Here is a 1,092-nt window from a genome sequence, read left to right on the forward strand (position 1 = left end):
AGATTGACCTATATGGAAGTATGTTCGGTATTCTCTCCAATATTCTAATGTCATCAACAATTGGTCTTCTAAGCTTAATTTACCCGGTCGCCCTGTTTTCTGTTTTGTTCGATGAAGCGATCGCACTACCTCTAACATCTCGTTAAAAGTATCTGGACGTACACCACACAAGCGTTTAAAGTCTTCTGATTTCAGACTCTTTACCTGTTCGTAGGTCATAGATGCTACCCAACTCTATCCTACTTGTCTCACGCATCTAGGACTTTTGCAAGAGGTCTATTATTCCACACTAAATGAATCTTTTCTAGTTCTTGACTTTTAATGCTTATTGTTGAATTACTGACCTTAATTGCAAAAGGCAAGGCTTTGCATCATGAAAAATTCCCCTAAAACTATTCTTTCAAGTGTTGTTGTAAGCATTTTGGCATTTAATGGTTATATCCAAACAACCTATGCCCATGAATTACCATCTCATCTTTTAGCTATATCACAATCACAGTCTACTAACAGTGTCCAAATTGCTGAAATAGATAGCCCTCACGATCGTGATAGTAGTCATGAAGATGGGGATAGAGAAGCTAGTGATGTTAAAACAGTGCCTCTCACAAGAGCGCACAGAAGACACCAATTTAATTATCGAAATATGCATCACAAAAGACATCATGTAAGGAGGCAACACACAAAGTAGCTGTCTATGTAAGAACGGCACTCAGGCTAGAGTTACAGCAAATTGCAGGTAAATGAGGTACATTAATACCAGTACATCAACTCTTAAAATGAAAGCTTACTCAATCGACTTGCGAGAAAAAATAGTTTTGGCTTACTCACAAGGTGACACCTCAATCAGGAAGGTGGCTAATAGATTTAGTGTAGCCAAAAGTTTTGTACAAAAACTTCTCTCCATGAATAAGACTCAAGGTCATGTACAACCCAAACAACAAGGTGGAGCACAAAAGGGAGAGTTGGATGGATATGAAACTCAACTAGCTGCAATGGTTGAACAATACCCAGATGCAACATTATTGGAATATTGCGAATATTGGGGTACAAGCTACGCTCATTGGGTAAGCACGAGTACGATGTGTCGTGCAT

At 38.8% G+C, this 1,092-nt stretch carries 3 protein-coding genes; 2 read left to right on the forward strand and 1 reads right to left on the reverse strand.

Going from position 1 to position 1,092, the window contains the following annotated elements:
* Window positions 1-219: helix-turn-helix domain-containing protein (locus tag I8752_RS30225; protein WP_214435881.1), on the reverse strand; the 219-nt coding region annotated here is incomplete at its 3' end.
* Window positions 220-373: 154 nt separating this feature from the next.
* Here I8752_RS30225 and I8752_RS30230 point away from each other — a divergent pair.
* Entirely contained in the window at window positions 374-688 is a 315-nt protein-coding gene (locus I8752_RS30230) for a hypothetical protein (protein WP_214435882.1), read from the forward strand.
* An 88-nt stretch (window positions 689-776) separates the two neighbouring features.
* A partial coding sequence (locus I8752_RS30235; RefSeq protein ID WP_214435883.1) for an IS630 transposase-related protein occupies window positions 777-1,092 on the forward strand: 316 nt, incomplete at its 3' end.

It is taken from the genome of Dendronalium phyllosphericum CENA369 (assembly GCF_016056275.1).
Classification (GTDB): Bacteria; Cyanobacteriota; Cyanobacteriia; order Cyanobacteriales; family Nostocaceae; genus Dendronalium; species Dendronalium phyllosphericum.